Source organism: Flavobacterium solisilvae (assembly GCF_012911605.1).
GTDB classification, from domain to species: Bacteria; Bacteroidota; Bacteroidia; order Flavobacteriales; family Flavobacteriaceae; genus Flavobacterium; species Flavobacterium solisilvae.
Genome location: NZ_JAAMPT010000171.1, coordinates 1 through 2,016 on the forward strand (window position 1 = coordinate 1; position 2,016 = coordinate 2,016).

Annotated in this window: 4 protein-coding genes; 1 reads left to right on the forward strand and 3 read right to left on the reverse strand. The window is 32.4% G+C overall.

What is annotated here, in order from left to right:
- Nucleotides 1-254: 254 nt before the first annotated feature.
- The gene (locus G6042_RS00820; protein ID WP_169522376.1) at nt 255-680 is read right to left on the reverse strand and encodes an SRPBCC family protein; all 426 of its coding nucleotides are present in this window, start codon (nt 678-680) and stop codon (nt 255-257) included.
- Nucleotides 681-717: 37 nt separating this feature from the next.
- Nucleotides 718-1,179, reverse strand: coding sequence for an SRPBCC family protein (locus G6042_RS00825; RefSeq protein ID WP_169522377.1), 462 nt, complete (start codon nt 1,177-1,179; stop codon nt 718-720).
- A 50-nt stretch (nt 1,180-1,229) separates the two neighbouring features.
- Between G6042_RS00825 and G6042_RS14395 the strand changes: the two genes are divergently transcribed.
- Nucleotides 1,230-1,352 carry a hypothetical protein gene (locus tag G6042_RS14395; RefSeq protein WP_262887297.1) on the forward strand — a complete coding sequence of 41 codons (123 nt, stop codon included), beginning with the start codon at nt 1,230-1,232 and terminating at the stop codon, nt 1,350-1,352.
- Between the two features lie 69 nt (nt 1,353-1,421).
- On the opposite strand, the gene G6042_RS00830 is transcribed toward G6042_RS14395, so the two are convergent.
- Nucleotides 1,422-2,016 (reverse strand): transthyretin-like family protein (locus G6042_RS00830; RefSeq protein WP_211161604.1); only part of this gene is annotated, 595 nt, incomplete at its 5' end.

A 2,016-nucleotide genomic window follows, 5' to 3' on the forward strand; every position in this document is an offset into this window, starting at 1 on the left:
AGTTCGTATCATTTTGGGAACAAATCAAACTACTTCAAAATATACCTTGGCTTAAAACCAATTTATAAGCTTTTAACTAGGTGAATTTGTATTGAAAATGGAGTTTTTTCACAACCTGACGGTTTCGGGCTTTGCGTTCGGGCGGGTTTCGGAGCACAAAACTGTCAACCAACACTGAACTTGAATAGAAGCAAAAAGCTCCAAGTTTGTACGTCACCCCGCCTGACGCAAAACCCGTGTTAGCGGGTCGTTGTTTACTTTTCTACAAGTTTCCTTAATCCGTCAATTACTACTGCCCAATTTTCAGAAGAATGTTTTGCTTTTTCTTCATCAAAGTTTGATTGCGTGATAATCAATTCTGTTCCACCTTTTGTTTGAGTTACTTCATAAGAAACTAATAGGTAATTTTCGGGTTTATCATCCAATCCACTCCAACTACTCAAATAAGAATAAGAAAGTTTCTTGTTGGGTAAAAATTCCAAAACTACGCCTTTGTCAACATACTTAGAGCCTTCATATTCCCCTGTCCATAAAATTTTACTACCAACACTCCAATCTGTTTCTTGATTTGAGCCAAAAAAGTACTGTTTTACTAATTCAGGATTTATTAATGCTTCCCAAACTTTTTCTATTGGGGCTTTAATTAATGTCTGATATTTTGATTGATGATTTGTACGCATAATAATTTTATTTTTTAATGGATTGTTTTTAATGTTATTACTTCTGACCTAAATGAGGGAATTTATCTTTTATTAAATTAAGTTCAATTCCAAATTCCAAATAAGCTTTTAGTCCATCCAAAACGGTAGTAAAACCACCGGTATTATTTTTAATTATCTCGATTAAGTCGTCACCTATTTGGCTAAAACCGTAGTTTTTAATAACGACATAAGTTGAGTTATCTGTTAATGCTGTAAACTCAAAGTCAACCGTTGTTGTTGGGTCATCCCATTCAATTGTAATTTTTTTATTTGGTATAATTTCCTTTACCTGTATTCCACTTGAAACATTATACATTTCCCATTCCCAAGTGACTGTCTTGCCAACTTCTAATTGTCCGCTTGATTTAGTAAACCAAAATTTAGTTGTAATAGCTGGGTCAATAAAAGCTTGAAAAACGATTGATATAGGTTTTCTGATTAACATTTGTGTTTCTACTGTCGGCATGTTATTTGTCATTTTATTGCTTTTAAAATTTCAAAATTCTGTTTTCGTTGGGTCGTCCTACAATGCCCGCTAACGGAAAAAGTATTGGCGAAGTGCGGGCTTTCGAAGAACTGAAAGTTCAAGGAAGACCAAACGTAGCGAATGCTTTTTCGATTATGCTAACTTACAAAAAATTGCAGAATTGAAAAGCATGAGCGGATTATTTTTCCTGCTTTTCAATTTTGCACTTCTCCCCGCATTTTGCCAATACAATGTTATCTGTAGTTCTTTTTTAAAGTTATTTTGGGTTTGAATTCAATTTTTTCACACGCATCACAACCATTTTTTTTATAAGATTTGTATTCATCAAATTTTGTTTTGAAAGTTTCATAACCGTTTTTTGAAATTTCAAAATCTGCATAACACCAAGCAAAAGGTAAATCAAGTGGTGTATGAAACCAGTCTATTCGAGATTTTTGTTCAAGAAAAAAGTTTCCATTATCGTCAGTTTTTGTAGTTTGAGATTTATATTCAGAGTGTTCTTCGTAACCCCATTGTTTATTTTTCCACCGTTTTTCTTCAATTCTTGAAACTACAGCGTTTTTTATTGGAATTCCATTTTCGTCGATAACTTTTCCAGAAATTTTTGCTTCATATATTACTTTTTGAGGTCGAATAAAAAGTCCAATAATAAAGATTAGAAAAATTCCTATAATTACTTTTATGACACGGTTTTTCATAGAATTACAGATAACGTCAGACTGTGAAAAAACCTCCACAATCCTAGTACCAAATATAGTAAAATATTTGTAAGAAAAAGATAAATTCATTATTTTTAGTGATGCAACATATACAAGGAATAGCTCGCAA

What these genes read in the sequence shown, in the direction of transcription:
- G6042_RS14395 (WP_262887297.1), top strand. Translation starts at nt 1,230, where the DNA reads ATGCCCGCTAACGGAAAAAGTATTGGCGAAGTGCGGGCTTTCGAAGAA.
- G6042_RS00820 (WP_169522376.1), bottom strand. Translation starts at nt 680, where the DNA reads ATGCGTACAAATCATCAATCAAAATATCAGACATTAATTAAAGCCCCA.
- G6042_RS00825 (WP_169522377.1), bottom strand. Translation starts at nt 1,179, where the DNA reads ATGACAAATAACATGCCGACAGTAGAAACACAAATGTTAATCAGAAAA.